General features: G+C 60.3%; 12 protein-coding genes and 1 tRNA gene. 6 read left to right on the top strand and 7 right to left on the bottom strand.

The genetic code is table 11. From position 1 onward, the window contains the following. Positions 1-265 precede the first annotated feature (265 nt). Positions 266-1,366, top strand: coding sequence for a DUF2793 domain-containing protein (locus H7H48_RS04185; protein ID WP_229447533.1), 1,101 nt, complete (start codon positions 266-268; stop codon positions 1,364-1,366). A 97-nt stretch (positions 1,367-1,463) separates the two neighbouring features. Continuing rightward, positions 1,464-1,538 (top strand) — tRNA-Gln (locus tag H7H48_RS04180). 123 nt (positions 1,539-1,661) lie between these two features. Here H7H48_RS04180 and H7H48_RS04175 read toward each other — a convergent pair. Further along, positions 1,662-3,023 carry a phosphomannomutase gene (locus tag H7H48_RS04175; protein WP_229447532.1) on the bottom strand — a complete coding sequence of 454 codons (1,362 nt, stop codon included), beginning with the start codon at positions 3,021-3,023 and terminating at the stop codon, positions 1,662-1,664. A gap of 299 nt (positions 3,024-3,322) precedes the next feature. Here H7H48_RS04175 and H7H48_RS04170 point away from each other — a divergent pair, with 299 nt between their 5' ends. From H7H48_RS04170 to cysQ, 4 genes are all read left to right on the top strand, one after another. Then, positions 3,323-4,441 carry a DegT/DnrJ/EryC1/StrS aminotransferase family protein gene (locus tag H7H48_RS04170; RefSeq protein WP_229447531.1) on the top strand — a complete coding sequence of 373 codons (1,119 nt, stop codon included), beginning with the start codon at positions 3,323-3,325 and terminating at the stop codon, positions 4,439-4,441. A gap of 225 nt (positions 4,442-4,666) precedes the next feature. Next, entirely contained in the window at positions 4,667-5,572 is a 906-nt protein-coding gene (cysD, locus tag H7H48_RS04165; RefSeq protein ID WP_229447530.1) for a sulfate adenylyltransferase subunit CysD, read from the top strand. 2 nt (positions 5,573-5,574) lie between these two features. Further along, a complete protein-coding gene (gene cysN, locus H7H48_RS04160) occupies positions 5,575-7,494 on the top strand; it encodes a sulfate adenylyltransferase subunit CysN (RefSeq protein WP_229447529.1) in 1,920 nt (639 codons plus the stop codon). 29 nt (positions 7,495-7,523) lie between these two features. After that, a complete protein-coding gene (cysQ, locus tag H7H48_RS04155; protein WP_229447528.1) occupies positions 7,524-8,327 on the top strand; it encodes a 3'(2'),5'-bisphosphate nucleotidase CysQ in 804 nt (267 codons plus the stop codon). Here cysQ and H7H48_RS04150 read toward each other — a convergent pair whose 3' ends face one another. The 6 genes from H7H48_RS04150 to H7H48_RS04125 all read right to left on the bottom strand — a co-directional run bounded on the left by H7H48_RS04150 (position 8,328) and on the right by H7H48_RS04125 (position 17,411). Continuing rightward, positions 8,328-9,257, bottom strand: a complete 930-nt coding sequence (locus tag H7H48_RS04150) for a carbohydrate kinase (RefSeq protein WP_229447527.1) — start codon at positions 9,255-9,257, stop codon at positions 8,328-8,330. A 79-nt stretch (positions 9,258-9,336) separates the two neighbouring features. Next, positions 9,337-12,678 (bottom strand): error-prone DNA polymerase, encoded by a 3,342-nt coding sequence (locus tag H7H48_RS04145; protein ID WP_229447526.1) that lies wholly within the window; start codon positions 12,676-12,678, stop codon positions 9,337-9,339. Further along, positions 12,675-14,255 (bottom strand): DNA polymerase Y family protein, encoded by a 1,581-nt coding sequence (locus H7H48_RS04140; RefSeq protein WP_229447525.1) that lies wholly within the window; start codon positions 14,253-14,255, stop codon positions 12,675-12,677. Before H7H48_RS04140 ends, H7H48_RS04145 begins: the two co-directional genes overlap by 4 nt. Next, on the bottom strand, positions 14,152-15,060 hold the full coding sequence (locus H7H48_RS04135) for an ImuA family protein (RefSeq protein WP_229447524.1): 909 nt from the start codon (positions 15,058-15,060) through the stop codon (positions 14,152-14,154). The genes H7H48_RS04140 and H7H48_RS04135 overlap by 104 nt, the downstream gene beginning before the upstream one ends. Then, positions 15,057-15,965 (bottom strand): endonuclease III, encoded by a 909-nt coding sequence (gene nth / locus H7H48_RS04130; protein ID WP_229447523.1) that lies wholly within the window; start codon positions 15,963-15,965, stop codon positions 15,057-15,059. The genes H7H48_RS04135 and nth overlap by 4 nt, the downstream gene beginning before the upstream one ends. A 357-nt stretch (positions 15,966-16,322) precedes the next feature. After that, positions 16,323-17,411 (bottom strand): diguanylate cyclase, encoded by a 1,089-nt coding sequence (locus H7H48_RS04125; protein ID WP_229447522.1) that lies wholly within the window; start codon positions 17,409-17,411, stop codon positions 16,323-16,325. Between the last annotated feature and the right edge of the window lie 208 nt (positions 17,412-17,619).

The following is a 17,619-nucleotide window of genomic DNA, read 5'->3' as shown; positions in this document are numbered from 1 at the left end:
CACGTATCCACGTAGATTGCCCCGACAATAGATTGGAAACGTTGACGCCGGGTGTAGGCAATAGGGCCATCGGTGGATTTGCTGCATCCATGGGGAGAGGGCGCTACCCCGACAAGCTTTTTTTCCTCATGGCAAGGCGTGAAAGCGACCAAAAGGGAAAGCGTTTTCCCTCCTTTGTCGGGGAAGGCAGCAACGCTCCGCGGCCAGTTTATCCCCGCGCGCCCAAGCGCCACTAGACTTGTGCTCTCACAAGGAACGGGCCGCCATGGAACAGACCGCAAATCTCAACCTCCCCTACATCATGCCCTCACAGGCGCAGAAGCATGTGACACACAATGAAGCGATCCGCCTGCTTGACGGTTTGGTGCACCTCGCCGTGCGCGATCGCGATCTCTCCGCACCACCTGACACCCCGGACGACGGTGCATGCTACATCGTGGGGGGCGTTGCCTCGGGAGCCTGGAGTGGATGGGAAGGCGAAATCGCGTATTTTGTTGACGGGGCATGGGAAAGGCTCGCGCCTGTCACCGGCTGGCGCGCCTGGGTCGTCGATGAAATGCGTCTCGTGGTCTTCGACGGCACCGGTTGGCAGCCGATCGACGGTGTGCCCGAAAGCGGTGCTGAAATCCAGAATGCAGCCCTGTTCGGGCTTGGCACGAGTGCCGACGCCGTAAACCCGTTTTCCGCAAAGCTCGACAAGACGCTCTGGACCGCCCGCTACGCAGCCGAAGGGGGGACGGGCAGTCTGCTCTACACAATGAACAAGGAAGCGCCTTCCGGCGATGTGGGTTTGCTGCTGCAGAGCGACTTTCTCACGCGTGCGATAATGGGGCTTTTCGGCTCGGATGGCTGGCGGCTTGCAGTTTCGGCAGACGGTTCCATTTTCAACGACGCGATTTCGACCGACGAGAACTCCGGTCGCGTTGCGCTGCCATCGAACCCGAAATTCCTCGGCTTCATCAACTACGACCAGTATATCGCCGCCGACACATGGCAGACCGTGGCGATCAACAATACGGTGGCAAATGACCAACTGGCGTTCGACACGGGGGCCAACCGCTTTACCGCACCCGCCGATGGGCTTTATCGGTTCGGAGCGGTGATTGGCTGGAAACAGAACGGCACCAATGTGCCTTCCGCACTGAAGGCGAAACTGGTTTTGAACGGGGCAAGCGACCTGTGCGCGCCTCTGGTGGCGAGTGACGTGGCCAGTCTCGCGGTCGATGGATCTGAGGCAGCGTTGCACCTTCACGTGATGGCAGGGCTGACGGCGGGGGACACGGTTGAGCTGGCACAGTTCTTCGGCGGGCTCGACGGTTATGCGCCGGCGTCGCTCACCCAGTTCTGGGGTGAATGGGTGGCTTGACGAACGAGGGAGAAGAAAGCACGTGCTCCACAGAAAGGCTGAAGACGACTGCTTGTCGTGGGGCCGTGCTTCTGCTATCCACCGCTTCGCTCGGTCTTGGGGCGTCGCCAAGTGGTAAGGCAACGGTTTTTGGTACCGTCATTCGCAGGTTCGAATCCTGCCGCCCCAGCCAGCCTCCGCTAAAGCTACGGCTGGGCAAGCCACCGAGCACCATAAAAGCCACCGAGCATCATAAAGTTGAAAGCCCGCCGCAACGAGCAACGGGCTTCAGAAATTGTGATCGGCGTAGCGCGCGCTAACCAGCCTGCTCGATCATCCCGCGCAATTCGTCCACCTTCGCTTTCAGAAGTGCCTTGTCGCCGCGGGTTTCCACGTTGAGACGGAGCAGGGGTTCGGTGTTGGAGGCGCGGAGGTTGAAGCGCCAGTCATCGAACACCATGCCGAGGCCGTCCTGGCTCTCGACTTCCGGGTTCTGCGGCAGATAGTGGTCGGAAATGCGCTTCTGGACTTCGGCTGCGTCCGACACGGTGAAGTTGATTTCGCCAGAGCATGGATAGGCGGCGATGCGCTCTTCGAGGCGTTCGGCAAGCGTGGTGCCACTGGCCGAAAGGTCTGCCACCACATCGAGCCAGGCGAGCATGCCCGAATCACAATAGGCGAAATCACGGAAATAATGGTGCGCGCTCATCTCGCCGCCATAGATGGCGTTCTCCTCGCGCATCATCTGTTTGAAATAGGCGTGCCCCGTGCGGCAGGGCTTTGCCACGCCACCGGCGCTTTCGACCATGTCGATCGTGTTCCAGGTGAGGCGGGGATCATAGAGGACGGTGCTGCCAGGATGCTTGCCAAGCAAGGTCTGGGCGATCATGCCAACCAGGTAGTAGCCTTCGACAAACCGGCCCTTGTGGTCATATAGGAAGCAGCGGTCGAAATCGCCGTCCCAGGCGATCGCCAGATCGGCACCATGCTCGATCACCGCCTTGCTGGCCTTTTCGCGTTTTTCCGGCAACAGCGGATTTGGCACGCCATTTGGCAGGCGCGGGTCGGGCTCGTGGTCGATCTTGATGAAGGTGAAGGGCAGGTGCTTTTCCAGAAGGTCAATGATCGGCCCTGCGCAGCCATTGCCCGCGTGGCAGACGATCTTCATCGGTTTGAGGTTCTGACCGGCCACCTCATTGAGAAGGCGTTCGATATAGGCATCTCGGTCGCAAAGATCGTGCAGCGTGCCGCGCGCGGCATAATCGGCAACCGGCTGCAGCACCGCATCCGAACGCATGATCGCCTCGATCCCGTTGAAGGCGTTGTCCGGCGTCGCGGCGGATGCACCCTTCAGCACCATCTTGATGCCGTTGTAGTCGGGCGGATTGTGGCTGGCGGTGACCATGAGGCCGGCATCCGCGCCGCTGGCAGCGGTATGGAAATAAACCTCTTCCGTGCCGCAACGGCCAACCGGCCGCACGCTTACGCCGCTATCGAGTAGGCCCTGGGTCAGCGCTTGGGCGAGAGCCGGGCTGTCCATGCGCATGTCATGACCGACAACGACTGTGCCGGGGTTGAGGCTCTGCTTGAGCGCCTGTGAAAAGCGATAGGCGAAAGGGATATTGATTTCCTCGGGGATTCGACCACGAACGTCGTACGCTTTGAAAGGGGCGCCCATACTTTCCTTCCTGGATGTTTCTTGAAGACGAACAATGCGCTGTTGCCGTGGAGCATTGCAATGATTGATTGAAGTTTTGTTAGGTTTGCGAGAAAGAGCTCATCATTGGATTCGCGGCGGCAAGTGCGCACGCCCTTCAAATACACAAGGGGCTGAAAGGGTTGCAGACTATCCTGTTCACCTCTTGTAACAGCTGAGGTGGCAGATTGAAGGGCACCCTTGGTTGCGCTATGCGTGCCGCATCCCTATTCAACGAGCGGGGCTGATGCGGAATCATCCCGCAACTGATTGGGCAACAAATGCAATTTATCGATCTCGGCGCTCAGCGTGAGCGCATCAAGGACAAGCTCGCAGCTGCAATCGACACGGTCGTTGCAGAAGGGCACTATATTTTAGGACCGCAGGTCGCCGCTTTTGAGGAGCAGCTTGCGGCCTATGTCGGAACGAAACACGCAATTGCCTGTGCCAATGGCACGGATGCCCTTTTGATGCCTTTGATGGCGTATGGCATCGGACCGGGCGACGCGGTGTTCTGTCCAAGCTTCACCTTTGCAGCGACGGCCGAAGTCGTGGCACTGGCGGGTGCGGAGCCGGTCTTCGTGGAGATTAATGCCGATACCTACAACATGGACCCGAAGAGCCTGACGGCTGCCATCGACCATATCAAGGCAGAAGGCCGGCTGACCCCGAAAGCGGTGATTCCGGTCGATCTCTTCGGATTGGCTGCCGACTACGGTGCCATCGAGGGCATCGCCGCGCGCGAAGGTCTGCGCATCATCGAGGACGCCGCGCAATCCATCGGCGGCACGCTCAACAACAAGCGCTGCGGCGCATTCGGCCATGTGGCGTCCACCAGCTTTTACCCGGCCAAGCCGCTTGGCTGCTATGGCGATGGTGGCGCGATGTTCACCGACGATGATGAGCTCGCCGATGTGCTGCGCTCCATCGCCTTTCATGGAAAGGGTGAGAGCCAGTATGACAATGTGCGCGTGGGCCTGAATTCGCGCCTCGACACGATCCAGGCGGCGATCCTGATCGAGAAGCTGGCGATCCTTGAAGACGAGATGGATGCGCGTCAGAAGGTTGCCGCACGCTATGCTGAAGGGCTCGGTGACGTGGTAAAGGTCGCGGTGACGCCGAAAGGCCATCGCTCGGCCTGGGCGCAATATGCCATCGAAACCGAGAAGCGCGATCTGGTGCGCAGTCGCCTGCGCGAAGCGGGCATCCCCTCGGTCGTTTATTATGAAAAGCCGCTTCATTTGCAGAAAGCCTATGACATGTATGCGAAGGCGCCCGGTGGGCTTTCAATCTCGGAAAGTCTCCCGCACCGCATCCTGTGCCTGCCGATGCATCCCTATCTGGAAGAAAGCGATCAGGATCGTGTGATCGAGACCATTCGCAAGGCCGTCTCTGAATAGACGGGAAACAGGTTTGGGCCTTTAGCCGCGCTCTGACGGCGGGCCTTCACCATTTCTGAAATGCCTTTTCCCTAGCCTTTGGAACAACGCAAAATGCGCCTCGCAAACCGGGGGTCGGTGGGAGAGTGCGCTCCTTGATAGGCCAAATACCGCGTGATACCTAAAGGCACAATCCAGACGCAGCCACGGCCCCGGCCGCATCGACACAGACAAGAAGGCGAAAAAATGCCGGCAGCCCTCACTCATCTCGGCAGGCTGGAAGCCGAGGCGATCCACATTTTCCGCGAAGTGGCGGCGACGTTTTCAAAGCCCGTGATGCTCTATTCCGTCGGCAAGGATTCCTCCGTGCTGATGCATCTGGCGATGAAGGCGTTCTATCCTGCCAAGCCGCCATTTCCATTCCTGCATGTGGACACCACCTGGAAGTTCCGGGAGATGATCGCGTTCCGGGACCGAATGGCGAAGGAAAAAGGCTTCGACCTCCTTGTGCATATCAATGAAGAGGGTGTGCGCGACGGCATCAACCCGTTCGATCATGGCTCCAACACCCACACCCATGTGATGAAGACGGTGGCGCTGCGCCAGGCGCTCGACAAATATGGATTTGACGCGGCCTTTGGTGGCGCGCGGCGCGACGAGGAAAAGAGCCGCGCCAAGGAACGCATTTTTTCATTTCGCTCCGCAGGGCATGCCTGGGATCCCAAGAACCAGCGGCCGGAAATGTGGAAGATCTACAACACGCGCGTGGCGCCGGGTGAATCCATCCGCGTCTTCCCGCTTTCCAACTGGACCGAGCAGGACATCTGGCAATACATCCTGCAGGAGAATATTCCCATTGTTCCGCTTTATTTCGCCGCCAAACGGCTGGTGGTGGACCGCGATGGCATGACCATTATGGTGGACGATGACCGGATGCGCCTTCTGCCGGGCGAGAAGGTGGAGGAGCGTATGGTTCGTTTCCGCACACTTGGTTGCTATCCGTTGACGGGCGCGATCCCTTCGAATGCGACCACCCTTGAGGAGATTGTCGGCGAGATGCTGACAGCGCGCACATCTGAGCGGCAAGGGCGCCTGATCGACCGCGATGAGGCGGGCTCCATGGAAAAGAAGAAGCGTGAAGGGTATTTCTGATCATGTTGACCGGCAACAAAGTGCCCGTGGGTGAAGAAGACGCGGCTCCGGTCGATATTCGCGACTACGTGGCCGGACAGGAGAACAAGGGGCTCTTGCGCTTTTTGACCTGCGGATCGGTGGATGACGGCAAGTCGACGCTGATCGGCCGTTTGCTGTTCGACACCAAGCTGATCTTCGAGGATCAGCTGGCGGCTCTCGAAAACGATTCCCGCAAGCACGGCACCGCCGGTGATGAGATCGATTTTGCGCTGCTTGTCGACGGTCTTGAAGCTGAACGCGAACAGGGCATCACGATTGATGTTGCCTATCGCTTCTTTTCGACACCGCGCCGCAAATTCATTGTGGCCGACACACCGGGCCACGAGCAATATACCCGCAACATGGCGACGGGTGCCTCCACAGCCGATCTCGCCATCGTTCTGGTGGACGCGCGGCAGGGCATCCTGCCGCAAACACGGCGGCATTCGATCATCGCCTCACTTCTGGGTATCCGCCATATCGTGGTGGCGGTGAACAAGATCGACCTCGTCGGTTTCGACGAGACTGTGTTCGAGCGGATTTCCGCCGAGTATCGCGCCTTTGCCGAGGAGCTCGGTTTCAACTCGATCCAGCCAATCCCCATGTCTGCGCGCTACGGCGACAATGTCACCCGTTCGTCGGAGCAAACTCCCTGGTATTCGGGGCCGACGCTGCTCGAGCATCTGGAAACTGTCGATATCGAGGTTGAAGCAGAAGGCCGGCCGTTCCGTTTTCCCGTACAGTATGTCTCCCGGCCCAATCTGGATTTCCGCGGTTTTGCAGGCACTGTTGCCTCCGGCCATATCGGTGTCGGCGATCCGGTAACCGTTGCCAAGTCAGGGAAACAGACGCGCATTCGGCGCATCGTTACCCAGGACGGCGATCTGGACGTTGCATCCGAGGGGCAGGCCGTGACGCTTGTGCTCGAGGATGAGGTAGAGCTTTCGCGCGGCAATATGCTGGTGACACCGGAAGCGCGGCCGCATGTGGCCGATCAGTTTGCCGCAACGCTGGTGTGGTTCGATGAAAGCCCGCTTCTTCCGGGGCGCTCCTACATTCTGCGCACCGAGACCGATGAGGTTTCGGCCACGGTGAGTCATCTCAAGCACCGCCGCAACATCAACAATTTTGCCGAAGAAGCGGCCACCTGCCTGAACCTGAACGAGGTGGGGCTGTGCAATTTCTCGACACAGGCACCGATAGCCTTCGATGCCTTCCGCGACAATCGCGTCACGGGTGCATTCATTCTGATCGACCGGCTGACAAACGCGACGGTCGGTGCAGGCATGATCGAATGGCCGCTGCGCCGTGCCGCCAATATTCACTGGCAGGCACTCGATGTCACGCGGCAGTCCCGCGCGGCGCTGAAGCATCAGAAGCCGGCCGTTCTCTGGTTCACCGGGTTGTCCGGGTCGGGCAAGTCGACCATCGCCAGCCTGCTTGAAAAGAAGCTGCATGCATCCGGCCGCCACACCTATGTGCTGGATGGCGACAACATTCGCCACGGACTGAACCGCGACCTCGGCTTTACGGATGCCGACAGGGTGGAGAATATCCGCCGTGTGGCCGAGACGGCGAAATTGATGGCGGATGCCGGCCTGATCGTGCTCGTCTCGTTCATCTCGCCTTTCAGGGCGGAGCGGCGCATGGCACGCGAGCTGATGAACGACGGAGAGTTCGTGGAAGTGTTCGTGGATACGCCATTCGAGGAATGCGCCAGACGCGACCCGAAAGGTCTGTATGCCAAGGCGCTCAAGGGGGAAATCAAGAATTTCACTGGTGTGGACTCCCCCTATGAGGCCCCGGAAAAGGCTGATATCCACGTGGAGACGACGGCCCGCGCGCCGGAAGAACTGGTCGACGAAATCGAAGCTTGGCTGCGGGAGCGCGGCTATTGCTGATCTCTTGAACGCGAAAGACAGACTGTTTCATGGGCATGTTGAAGGATGACGCGGCGCTGCTGGCGCTGTTCGAGCAATTGGCGCTCGCCGCGGGTGCCGCGATCATGCGGCATTATGATGCCGGTTGCGAAGTCCATCAGAAAGCGGACGATACACCCGTTACGGCTGCGGACCGCGCTGCCGAGAAGGTTATCCTCGACGGGTTCAGGGATGCCGGGCTCGCAACGCCATGCGTTTCGGAAGAAGCGGCTTCCGGCGGTGTCATCCCCGTATGCGGGGATGGCGATTTCATTCTGGTGGATCCGCTGGACGGCACGCGGGAGTTCATCGCACGGCGGCCGGACTTCACGGTCAATATCGGCTTGATCCGGAATGGCGCGCCTGTTGCTGGCGTGATCTTCGCGCCGGCGCGTGATCTGCTGTATTCCGCACGCCCCGGTGCCGCGTTTGAAGTCATGGTGGTTGATGGTCAGCCTGACGAGCGCCGCACCATCCGCGCCCGGCCGCGACAAAACCCGCCCGTTATCGTCGCCAGCCGGTCGCACTGCACCGACGAAACCCGCGCCTTTATCGACCGCCATCCCGGTGCCGAAACGACATCGATCGGATCGTCATTGAAATTCTGCATGATCGCTCGCGGGGACGCGGACCTTTATCCGCGCTTTGGCCGCACCATGCAGTGGGACACCGCAGCGGGTGATGCGATCTTAAGGGCGGCAGGTGGCATGGCGTGCACTCTGGACGGTGCTCCGCTCACTTACGGCCCGAAGGGCGGAGAAGGGCTGGAGGCTTTTGCGAGCCCCTTCTTCATTGCCGAAACTGCGCCGGCCTGATCAGGCCGGCGGAAGTTCGCTTCTCCATGGCGGATTGGCACCCGCGCGCGAAACGGTGACAGCGGCAGCGCGCGATGCAAAGGCAATCGCTTTTGCAATTTGCGCCTCATCGAGCGCGGCGATTTTCTCCTTTGTCAGGAGCCCATCCCCTTCAAGAGCCGCGAGAAGCGCGCCATTGAAAGTGTCGCCAGCGCCGACCGTATCGACCACCTCGACGGGCGTTGCCGGAACGAATTGCTTTTGCGATTTGGTGTAGGCGGTCGCGCCTTTCCCGCCATCGGTGAGGATAATGAGACTGGGCCCACGTTCCAGCCAGCGAGCTATGATCTCATCGATGCTCCCGGTCTCCGCGAACCATTCGAGGTCATCCGCCGAGATCTTGATGATATCGGCCTTTTCGACCATGCGGGCGATGCGCGCGCGGTGGCTGTTCGCATCGGCGATGAATGCGGGGCGAATATTGGGATCGAGCATGATGACGCGATTTTGGGCCTCGCGCGCCATGAATGCTTCATAGGCCGAGCCACAGGGTTCTGAAACCAGGCTAATGCCACCGAACAGCATGGCCGAAACGTCGCCTGGGACAGCGGGCAGGTCGGCCGGCTCGATCATGCGTCCGGCCGTACCTTCGTCATAGAAGTTATACTCGGCTTGCCCGTCGGCAAGGGTCACGAAGGCGAGCGTGGTTGGGCGGCTTGAAACCTGGGTGAGGGAAAGGTCCACATGGCTTTCCGCAAGCTTCTCCTGCAGCATCCGCCCGAAAAGATCGTCTGAAAGCCCGGTGAAGAATCCGCACGCCACGCCAAGGCGCGCAATGGCAATGGCGCTGTTGAAAACGGCGCCTCCCGTATAGGGCGCGAAAGCGGCCTCGCCCTGGCCTGTCTGGCGCGGCAGCATGTCGATCAGCGCTTCGCCGCAGCAAAGGATCATGAAAAGCCTCCCTTGTGTTCCTTTTCGAGATTGCCCCGACGAGAAGGAGCCGTCTGGTTACGCGGAAAGGCCTCTCCTTTCAATGGAAATTGCGGCCCTTGGGCAGCACGCGAACATCACGCGGATGCCGCCAGAGGTTGTGCGTGGTGTCAGGCTTCTCCTCCCGTGTCTCCATACCCTGATCGGACAGTGCGGCCATCAGGTCCGGTGTCGTGTCGATGAGACGCCGCGCGACCACGTGGATGACATTGCTTTCCTTCTGCACAATGCCCTCAACCGTCACCATGCGCGCACCGAAGACGATACGACGAAAACGCTGAAAGACGCGCGGCCAGACGATGATGTTGGCGATGCCGGTCTCGTCTTCCAGCGTCATGAAGATGACGCCGCTGGCGGTGCCGGGACGCTGGCGTACCAGAACAAGGCCCGACACACGCACGAAGCGGCCGGCCGGGGTTTCGGCAAGGGCGCAGGTTTGCACGACGCGGCGCTTTTCCAGCTTTCGTCGCAGGAAGGAGACGGGATGCGCCTTGAGCGAAAGACCGAGCGTGCCGTAATCCTCCACCACCTGTTCGCCGGGAAGAAGGGCCGGCAGCGCGACGCTTTCCTCTTCCTGAAGGGGCGTTGCGGCTGCGCTTTTGGCGCTGGAAAAGAGGGGCAGTTCCTCCGCTGCCGTGCGCACGCCCTGATGGCCGCTCAGACCACGCACTTCCCAAAGGGCTGCGCGCCGGTCGAGGCCCAGCGAGCGGAAGGCATCGGCCTCGGCCAGCCGGCGCAGCGAAAACATGTCGATGCCGGACCGGAAATAAAGATCGCGCACATTGGCGAAAGGGCCTGCTTCACGAGCGGCCATGATTTTCAGGCCCGCTGCCTCGCGCATGCCATCCACCTGGCACAAGCCGAGCCGCAATGCATGGCTGATCGCACCAGGCTTTGCTGCCGGCTCCAGTGAGTGGTCCCAGTCGCTGTGGTTGATATCGACAGGTCGCGTCTCGCCACCATGGTCGCGAAAATCACGCACGATGGAGGAGGCAGAATAAAAACCCATGGGCTGCGAATTCAAAAGCGAGCAGGCAAAGACATCGGGGTAGTGGCATTTGAGCCAGGAGGAGGCGTAGGCGAGCAGCGCGAAACTGGCCGAATGGCTTTCGGGAAAGCCGTAATCGCTAAAACCTTTCATCTGGTTGAAACAGCGCTCGGCGAAATCGGGCGTGTAATTGTTGGCCAACATGCCTTTGATGAAATCCTCGCGGAACTGGTCGATCGTGCCTGTACGGCGGAAGCTTGCCATGGCCCGGCGCAGACGGTCGGCCTTTTCCGGCGAGAAGCCGGCAGCCACGATGGCGATCTTCATTGCCTGTTCCTGAAAGAGCGGTACGCCGAGTGTCTTCTGGAGCACGGCACGCAATTCTTCGGAGGGGTAATCTACATCTTCCTCGCCATTGCGCCGGCGCAGATAGGGATGGACCATATCTCCCTGGATGGGGCCGGGGCGGACGATGGCGATTTCGATCACGAGATCGTAAAAGTTTTGCGGTTTCAGACGTGGCAGCATCGACATCTGGGCCCGGCTTTCGATCTGAAAGACACCGATCGTGTCGGCCCGCTGGATCATCGCATAGGTGGGCCCATCGTCACGGGGCACGGAGGCAAGCGTGTGGGTTATTCCATAGTGCTCCCGCAAAAGGTCGAAACTCTTGCGCACGCAGGTGAGCATGCCGAGCGAAAGCACGTCCACCTTGAGCATGTTGAGGGCATCGAGATCGTCCTTGTCCCATTCCACCATGGTGCGGTCTTTCATGGCGGCATTGGCGATGGGCACGATCTCGCTCAAGGGCGAGTGCGTGAGCACGAAACCGCCCACATGCTGGGAGAGATGACGCGGAAAGCCAATCAACTGCCTGACAAGCAGCAAAGTCTGGCGCAGCCTTGGGTCGGTGGGGTCGAGACCGGCTTCGCGTATTTGGTCTGCGGCGGGCGTTTTTTCCGAATGGCCCCAGACAAGACCGGTCATGGCGGCCACCACGTCGGGTGAAAGTCCCATCGCCTTGCCCGCCTCGCGCACGGCGCTGCGCGTGCGGTAGGAAATGACAGTGGCGGCAAGCCCGGCGCGGTGGCGACCGTATTTGTCATAGACATACTGCATCACCTCCTCGCGCCGCTCATGCTCGAAATCGACGTCGATGTCCGGCGGCTCGCCGCGCTCGGCGGAAATGAAGCGCTCGAACAGAAGATCGATCTCGGTGGGGTTGACCGAAGTGACACCAAGGCAATAGCAGACAACCGAATTGGCCGCCGAACCGCGCCCCTGGCACAGGATTGGCGGCTCCTGCGTGCGGGCAAAGCGCACGATATCGTGCACGGTGAGAAAGTAGGCGGCATATTCAAGCTGGCCGATCAGTTTCAATTCATGGTCGATAAGAGCTCTGACTTTTGAGGGGATACCTTCCGGGAAACGCAATTTTGCACCGAGCCAGGTCAGACGTTCCAGCTCTTCCTGCGGGGTGGTGCTTTCTCCGTTCGATTCCTTCGGATAGTCGAAGGACAATTCATCGAGCGAAAAACGGCAATCATCCATCAGCGCCACGGAGCGGGCAATGGCCTCCTCATGGCCGCGCAGGAGGCGCGCCATCTCTTCTGGCGACTTGAGATGTCGCTCGGCATTGCGCTCAAGGCGAAAACCTGCCTCATCGATGGTGCAATGGCTGCGAATGCAGGTGAGAAGATCCTGCAAGGGACGGCGCGCCGGCGTGTGATAAAGCACGTCATTGGTGGCGATGAGCGGCGTGCCGCAGGCACCGGCGAGCGCGGCAAGACGTTGCTGGCGGGCGCCGTCATTGGCCCGTCGATAGGGCGTGAGCGCCAGAAAGACATCGCCGGGAAAGAGAGTGGCGAGGCGGCGCAAGTTTTCCTCGAAATCGGCCCTGAAATCATAGGGGGGCATGGCAATGAGGCGCTGGCCATGGTCGAGCGCTGCAAGATTGTCCATATGCAGATGACACTCGCCCTTCGGCGCACGGCGGTTGCCATCGGTCAAGAGCCGGGTGAGCCGGCCATAGGCATCCCTGTCGGTTGGAAAACACAATGTTTCAAAACCATCCATGAGCACCAGGCGCACACCGACCACGAGACGGATTTTCTGTGACTTTGCCTCCACATGGGCGCGCACGGCGCCGGCCAGCGTGTTGCGGTCGGCGATGCCGATGGCTGCATGGCCAAGCCGGGCGGCCTCGGCCACCAGTTCGCGTGGATGGGAGGCTCCGTGCAGAAAACTGTAATTGCTGGTGACGCCAAGCTCGGCAAAGGCAGGAGATGGCGGAGCAGGGCGTGATTTCGGGATGGGTGTTGGGGCAGAAATGCCGCTCTCTGCTCCCTTGGGGTCTTCAAAGGCAATGACTGGCTCGATGATTTTCTCGCTCATGCGAAGACTCCGTGAAGGAACCAGCGGGGGGCTTCCTCATCGCGCTCGTAGAGCCCGTCGCGGAAAAGCCAGAAGCGCCGGCCTGCGTCATCCTCAATACGAAAATAGTCACGTGTCTTGCGGCTGGCGCCGAATGGCGCGCGCCACCATTCTGGCGCAATGCGCTCCGGACCCTCGGCGCGGACAACGCGATGCGCCACACGCCGCCACTCGAACCGGCTGGGTGGCCCGTCGGGCACTCCGGCAAGCGTGGTGACAGGTTCGGGTACAGGAAAGAGAAAGAGTGGCCGGGCAAAAGCTGCGCCATCTTGAATGTGCCGAAGATGCGCCTGCCAGTCATGGTCGCTGACCTTTCTGAGAACCGGAACGGCCTGGCTTGCTCGCTCTGGCAGGAAACTCGCATGAGGGGCGGCGCGGGTGACATTCTGCGCGCCGAACCGGTTGACGAGGCGGTCAAGCAGGGGGGCAATATCGCCAGTGCGTCCACTCTGAGGGCTGTCGCCCAGATCGTCCTGCCGCATGGCGAGGTTTTCCACGGTAAGGGCGGTGAGGCTGGCCGCCTCGAAACCGAAACCAACGCGATCGGTGATGCGCTCGAGACGCTCGCCAAGCAGTTGGGCGAGGTGTCCGGCATCGCGCGTGGCTGTGCTGGTGGCAAGCGGCAGGGCCTCGAACCAGCCATCGACACGGAACAGGCGCAGCTCCACGCGACGCGCGCCTTTTCCAGCCTTTTCCAGCTTCACATACAGGTCGCATGCAAGGCGCTGAATGGCGATTTCGATTGCCTCCTGCGTGACAACGGGCTCGGCAAAACGGCAATGCGCGGCATGAAGAAGGGGCGGATTGAGTGGGTGAAAGCTTTCTTCCTCATGACCAAGCGCTTCGTCCAGCCGACGCAGGGCAAACGGTCCGAAACGGGCGGCAAGCGGTGCGCGCGGCCTGCCGATCAGGTCTCCCACATGTTTGAGACCCAGCTTCTCCATGGCCTCGACAGTGTTGTGTTCCAGCCGCAGGGCACACACGGGCAGGGGCGCCATGTGCATGTGGAGTGCGTCGCGCGATACGATGAGTTTTTCGGCTGGCGCGTGGCGAGCCAGCGCCCATGCGCCGCCAATGGTGGGCGCCAGCGCCAGCCGCGCGGTGAGGCCGAAGCCGTCGAGTTTTGTGGCCAGCGTGTCTACCAATGCGGCTTCACCGCCGAAGAGATGGGCGCAGCCGGTGATGTCGAGGCTTACCCCGTCGGGGAAATCAGGCCGCGTGAAGGGTGAAAAACACTGGCACCAGAGCGCCAGGCGGATGAGCGCGCGCTCGTCACCCTGAAGATCGGCATGAGCGACCTTGAGAGCAGGGTGAATGGCGCGCGCATCCGCCAGAGCCATGCCCGGCGAAAAGCCGAGTGCCCCGGCTGCCCGGTTGAGAGCGGTGATACGCTGTCCATTGTCCGTGGTGGAGACGAGGACCAGCGGTTCATCGTCACGAGGCTTCTGCCCATCTCCGGGAGGCGTCGCGCTGCCAGTGCGCGTGATCCGCCGCTCGATTGGCCAGCGGGGCAGGAAGACGGAAAGAAAGCGTTTCATGATCCCACTCCACATCCCAGTGTTGCGATAAACGGCGGGAGAGGCCTTGCCTGCATTTGAGAAGCTGAAGCCGCCAGTGCGGTGCGCCAGGCCCTGCCTGACCGGGGTAAAGCGTATGGCTGGGGAGAGTGCTGACAGACCAGCGGGTTTCAGCAGCTGTGTTTTCCGCGCAGGCATGGCGATCGCGCATGAGGAGGGCCGTGACGCCATGACGTGCCGCCCGCAGGCCAAGCCGGCGGCTGGCGGCAAAGTCATAAGCGCGGGCCTTGTCCGGCAAGAGGCCGGCGACTGCGGCAAGAGGGGCGTGGGAAAGCCCTTCCTCAAGCGCCCAAAGCACATCGATCGGCTTGCGCGCCTCCACCTGAATCATTCGGTTCGGGTCGAGCCCGAGCGCTGCAAGTCCGGGTGGGTAGAGCGCGGCCTCACGATTGGCCATATGGTTCGGCACCACCCATAATATCTTTCCCGGCCGTTCGCGCAGAAGCCGTGCCAGAAGACAGATACCGAAGCCGATTCCGGCAGCGAAATCGCCGTGGCCGGCCGGCAGGACCTCGTGCAACGCGCCGGTCTTGAGACCGTGACCGGGCAGGGCGCTGTCAAGCACTTCGAGCCCGAGCGGAAGAGAGGGGCGAGGCGCTGAAGCAAACCTTTCCTGGGGGGCAATGCGGCCGCGCAAAACCTCAAGAACACGGCCTATTTTTTCGGATGGTGTCGTGGCTGCTCTTTCTCCGCTGGTATGCTGAACCGGGCCAGCGCCAGGGGGAAAAGTTTCCTGAACTGGCTTCACTTCAACGGCCTGTTTCATGGCGCAGCCTCCTGGCGTAGCCCGAAAAGCGTGCCAGGCCCCACGGAGTTCTGCGCCATTGGCCGCATCGTCGATTTTTCCGGATTCAAGTTCTCAGCATCCGCCTTCAGAATACTGATTGGATTCACCTTTTCTCTCTTGTCAGGGAGGGGCGTCGGCATGCGAAGAAAATCTTCCAGCAGACGCTCAGGCTGGTGCGCCGGGTTGCGGACGCCATGAGCGCAAAGCCTGGCGAAAGGGCACGCCGTCCTGTTTTTTCTGGCGCAAAAGTTTCGTCCAAGCTCCTGCATCAGAATGTGATGCTGTTCGGTCTCTCCCGCTCCCCACCGGTCAGGAAGCTGCCGGTTGAGAAGGCGAACCGACCGCTCCGGCGATGCGTGTTCGGGGACAAGGCCAAGGCAGCGGGCGGCTCGCCAGTGGGCGGTGTCGACGACGAGGATGCGCTTGCGCAATGTGCTCATGTTTAAGGTGGCCGTGCTGGTCTTGGGGCCGACGCCATAAAGACGCTCCAGCCAGGCTCGCGCATCATCGACCGGCCAGTTATGGAGGAAATCGAGACTGAGGCCTCCGCTCAAGCTGGCGATTTCCTGCAGCGCGCGAGGCAGAGCTACGGCTTTGCGATCGGCGTGGGTAATGCCTTCGAGCAGGAGATCCACTTCGTGAAAGGAAGCCTCGGCCAACCGAACCCAGGAGCCCTTGAGCCTTGCCACTTCGAAATGTTCGACGAGCCTGACAAACACCGCCAATGCTGTTTCATTGCGTGTTCTGCCGCTGAGCATCGCCAGAAGCATTTGACTGACCGGATCGAGACGCACAAAAGCCTCGGGCGGTCCGAAGACAGCCAGCAAGCGCTGATGGAGACTTTCGAGCCGGTCGAAAGGCACAAGAGGCAGGGTGTATTGCATCCCCACACAATAAGAACAAAAAGAGAACAAATCAATCGTTCTCTGGCCCGAAAAGGGAAGTGTGTGGAGAAATAAAAAGCCGCCAGACGCTCGGCCCCACGGCAGGCACGAACTGTCTGACGGCTTACTCCAGCGCTCTTATGGCGTTTTCCTGGAGAGTCCCCTCCGGACTCTCAGGAAGAGAAGCATCAAGCGTGCCAAACTCGCGCTATGCCGTTTTTCCGCGGTTTTTCATGGGGTTGGCGAGATGCGACTGGTTGTCTGAAAAGTGTTTCGAACGTTGTGCTGACGCACAGGCGGGCACGCTGCCCAGAATAGAGGCAGGACGTCCTTTCCGTATTGGAAAAGCTTTCAGTTTCAGACAGCCACTTCCAAACGGTTGCGTCCGGTGGATTTGGCACGGTTGAGCGCCGTATCCGCCTGCCCCAGGGCGATCCAGAAACTTTCCTTGCGCGGCAGCGGCGTGTGCAGCCCCACACTGACGGTTAGCTCAATTTCGATACCGTTCAGATGAAATGGTGTTTCAGCAACCGCTTTCTGAATACGCTCTGCTAGCCCGAGGGCGCGTTCAGCATCGTAAGCCGGCAGAACCAGCGCAATGGCCTGACCTCCGAAACTCGCCACCATGTCCGTCTGCCGGACAGCGGACTGAACGACTGAGGCCACATGGCGTAATGTCTGCTCGCCGGCCGCATGACCATGCGCTTCCACCACCTGGTCAAAGGCATCGATATCGATCAAGGCCATGGAATAGGGCTGCCCCGCCCAGTTCATGGCGGCTGCAAGTTCCGGCCCCAGCTTGTCGAAGACGCGTCTGTTCAATAGTCCGGTGGCGGTATCCGTGGTTCCCAATGGTGCCTCCTTCAAGCGCTGCGGACCGACATGCGAGCGCTGCAATTCGAGAATGCGGCCAACGACCACCGCGGCGACGACATTGGCGACAATAGCAACAGGAGCGACTTCCCCCAAGACCTTCATGGCGATTTCCCTCGGCAAGAGGAAAACGGAGATCAATGCGACCGACGTCAGAAGCCCCACACCGGCCAGCGCCGGTATCGACACCCGCCGTCCCTTCACCATCTGGGCGAAGGCGACACTGACAACACTGCAGATCAACACCGCAAGCACACTGCTTGTCACCGCGGCCCCGCCGAGCCACAGACGGCCGAGGACTGCAACGGCAGTGGTGGCAGTTAACGTGATCCACCCGCCATAGGTCATTGCAAGAACGACAAAGACATTGCCAATGTCGAAGGAAAGGCCCGACGAAGACGCAGCTGAGAAAAAGGCTGGGCCGACTGCACCCACCGAAAACAAAACAGACACAAGAAGATGACGCTGCAGCGATGTCAGGGGGAGCCTGGCCGCGCGCTCGTAAAGAAGCGCTGCGATAACGGCGACTCCCAGACCTTGAAGGAACTCGGATGCCAGAGAAAGCATATCCATAAGGTCTATCTCCGTAGATGCCTTATTTATTGCCGGAACATGGCAAGCCAGTCCAAGGTACTGAAAACACTTACTTTCATATCGTTGGTCAACGACAGTGTTTTTAGGTTTCCAACAGAAACCGACAGGGTTCCAAAGGCAGCACAACGCGCCATTTCTTCCACTGCTCGACAGTATGACTGATAAGGCGGAAGAATGACAATAAATT

The sequence above is a fragment of the Nitratireductor sp. B36 genome (genome assembly GCF_020833685.1).
Classification (GTDB): Bacteria; Pseudomonadota; Alphaproteobacteria; order Rhizobiales; family Rhizobiaceae; genus Nitratireductor.
This window is presented reverse-complemented; position numbering and strand designations above follow the sequence as displayed.

What these genes read in the sequence shown, in the direction of transcription:
- H7H48_RS04185 (WP_229447533.1), top strand. Translation starts at nt 266, where the DNA reads ATGGAACAGACCGCAAATCTCAACCTCCCCTACATCATGCCCTCACAG.
- H7H48_RS04175 (WP_229447532.1), bottom strand. Translation starts at nt 3,023, where the DNA reads ATGGGCGCCCCTTTCAAAGCGTACGACGTTCGTGGTCGAATCCCCGAG.
- H7H48_RS04170 (WP_229447531.1), top strand. Translation starts at nt 3,323, where the DNA reads ATGCAATTTATCGATCTCGGCGCTCAGCGTGAGCGCATCAAGGACAAG.
- cysD (WP_229447530.1), top strand. Translation starts at nt 4,667, where the DNA reads ATGCCGGCAGCCCTCACTCATCTCGGCAGGCTGGAAGCCGAGGCGATC.
- cysN (WP_229447529.1), top strand. Translation starts at nt 5,575, where the DNA reads ATGTTGACCGGCAACAAAGTGCCCGTGGGTGAAGAAGACGCGGCTCCG.
- cysQ (WP_229447528.1), top strand. Translation starts at nt 7,524, where the DNA reads ATGGGCATGTTGAAGGATGACGCGGCGCTGCTGGCGCTGTTCGAGCAA.
- H7H48_RS04150 (WP_229447527.1), bottom strand. Translation starts at nt 9,257, where the DNA reads ATGATCCTTTGCTGCGGCGAAGCGCTGATCGACATGCTGCCGCGCCAG.
- H7H48_RS04145 (WP_229447526.1), bottom strand. Translation starts at nt 12,678, where the DNA reads ATGAGCGAGAAAATCATCGAGCCAGTCATTGCCTTTGAAGACCCCAAG.
- H7H48_RS04140 (WP_229447525.1), bottom strand. Translation starts at nt 14,255, where the DNA reads ATGAAACGCTTTCTTTCCGTCTTCCTGCCCCGCTGGCCAATCGAGCGG.
- H7H48_RS04135 (WP_229447524.1), bottom strand. Translation starts at nt 15,060, where the DNA reads ATGAAACAGGCCGTTGAAGTGAAGCCAGTTCAGGAAACTTTTCCCCCT.
- nth (WP_229447523.1), bottom strand. Translation starts at nt 15,965, where the DNA reads ATGCAATACACCCTGCCTCTTGTGCCTTTCGACCGGCTCGAAAGTCTC.
- H7H48_RS04125 (WP_229447522.1), bottom strand. Translation starts at nt 17,411, where the DNA reads ATGGATATGCTTTCTCTGGCATCCGAGTTCCTTCAAGGTCTGGGAGTC.